The sequence below is a fragment of the Dellaglioa sp. CoH-55-MRSF-6 genome (assembly GCF_056782215.1).
Genome location: NZ_JBXAYJ010000015.1, coordinates 1 through 1,690, shown reverse-complemented (window position 1 = coordinate 1,690; position 1,690 = coordinate 1). Strand labels below are relative to the sequence as shown.

The window sequence follows — 1,690 nt, the reverse complement described above, 5'->3', positions numbered from 1 at the left end:
TGTACTAGGCCCTGTCAAGTTGACGGATGAAATAATATAAAATTTAATATGTTTCTAAATGGCTTTATCCCAGTATTCATCTGGGGTAAGGCCATTTCTTTGTGTTGAGCGATTGTAATGATTAAAATATTCAATTCCTGCTTCAACCAATTTCATAAGTTCTTGATAGGTCTTTGGCAGTGGCTGACGTGCCATCCATCGATTTTTAAATTCATTCCACCAACGCTCCATTGGAGCGTTATCGTATGGCGTTCCTGGTCGGGACATACTTCTAGTTACTTCATATCGATCAAGAGAACGATTAAATAGTTTTGAGGTATAAGCTGAACCGCGATCGGTGTGCACCATGGGGTGTACACTACCAGCACCTGAAAAGGCCTGCTGAAATACCTGGATTTCTGCTTCACTAGTTTCTGTAGGACTTAGATTATAGGCTAAAAGTCGCCGACCATAAAGATCTAAAACACCACTTAACCGAATTTTATATTCGCCATTTATGCCATATGAAAGCTCTGTTGAATCGGCCAACCAAACTTGGTTAGGTCTACTCACACTAAAATTTTGATTAAGAAGATTATCTTGGATATATTGTTCTGATTGTTTCACACGATTATGCTTCTTCGGATGTACTAAACATCGAATACCTAGTTCTCGCATAACTCGTCGAACCTGTTTGAAAGTAATGGGAAAATTAATTGATGTGTCAGCTTGTAAATTTACCAACATGTTTCCAGTACCAATCCCTTGTAGATTGAAATCAAACCAGTATTGGGTTCGCTCTTTAAGTTGTTTATTACGTGTCTCCCAAACTGTTTCTTGTCTTTTTAACCCTTTGTAGTAAGCCTGACGGCTAACGCCAACCATTTTTATAAGTTTTGTTATCGCACCATGCTTTTCTTGACTAACATTCTTAATCGCGTGATATGCCAGTCGTCTTTGCTTATTCACCCCTTGCGCTGAAGTTCCTGCCATTTTTTTATAAAGGCCGCATATAATTTTTGATCTTCGATTTGGCTTTCTAACTCGTGAATCCGTAGATTCGCTTTATCTAAATCTGTTAGTTCTGATTGATCTTTACGGTGACCACGATTATCGATTAGTGATTCATAACCACCTTGTCGTGCCTTAAGAACCCATGAACGGGCTTGTTGATAAGAGACACCGAAGTGTTCCGCAGTTTCATTATAACTATGTTTATCTTTGGTAATATATTCAACAATTGAAACGCGTTCTTCAAAAGAAGTTTTACGACTCATAATGGGAACCTGCCTTTTGGACGGTGACGCCGTCACCGTTTTATCCTCATTATACTTGGAAACCCAGTCTAATAGTTGTTTTTGTGATCGTAAACCAAACTTAAGTGCAACATCTGCTTGTGAATATTGACCCGTTAGATAAGTTAATACCGCTTCTAATTTCAGCGCTTTTGAATAGTGATTATTGTGGCGCGCTTCCTGTAAACCTTCAATACCATCGCGGTCATAGCGATCGACCCAACGTTTGAATAGATCTTTATTAATACCGTATTCTCGGGCAAAAGTTCTTCTCGGCATTCCGGACTTTCTAAATTCTTCGATAAACGTTAATTTTTCTAATGCTGAATACTTGGCTCTGGACATACAAAAATCCCTCCATGATTATCGGATGAAATTATATTATTTCATCTGACAACCATAAAGGGATTATTACA

The 1,690-nt window shown here is 38.3% G+C and carries 2 protein-coding genes; both read right to left on the bottom strand.

Going from position 1 to position 1,690, the window contains the following annotated elements; translation table 11 throughout:
- Window positions 1–54 precede the first annotated feature (54 nt).
- Window positions 55–972: an IS3 family transposase gene (locus tag AC1RPK_RS07575; RefSeq protein ID WP_481761993.1), complete on the bottom strand. Its 918-nt coding sequence runs from the start codon at window positions 970–972 to the stop codon at window positions 55–57.
- Window positions 945–1,619, bottom strand: coding sequence for a transposase (locus AC1RPK_RS07570; RefSeq protein WP_481761994.1), 675 nt, complete (start codon window positions 1,617–1,619; stop codon window positions 945–947). Before AC1RPK_RS07570 ends, AC1RPK_RS07575 begins: the two co-directional genes overlap by 28 nt.
- Window positions 1,620–1,690 lie beyond the last annotated feature (71 nt).